1 pseudogene is annotated in these 244 nt (G+C 62.7%); it reads left to right on the top strand.

Going from position 1 to position 244, the window contains the following annotated elements:
- Positions 1–244: pseudogene (locus J5M67_RS29210) on the top strand (arylsulfatase); the annotation flags it as partial.

Raw genomic sequence — 244 nt, 5'->3', positions numbered from 1 at the left:
CCGCGCGGGGTGATCCATTCCTTCGCCGACGGCAAGATCGAGGACACCGGCCCGCTGAACAAGAAGCGGATGGAGACCATCGACGACGAGACCACCCAGGCCGCCATCAACTTCATGGACAAGCAGGCCAAGGCCGACAAACCGTTCTTCGTCTGGATGAATACCACGCGCATGCACCTCTTCACCCACGTGCGCGACTCGATGAAGGGCCAGAGCGGCATGCCCGGCAACGAGTACGCCGACG

It is taken from the genome of Pseudomonas sp. 30_B, from assembly GCF_017491605.1.
Classification (GTDB): Bacteria; Pseudomonadota; Gammaproteobacteria; order Pseudomonadales; family Pseudomonadaceae; genus Pseudomonas.
Note: the sequence above shows the minus strand (reverse complement) of the source record. Positions and strands in the feature narration are given on the sequence as shown.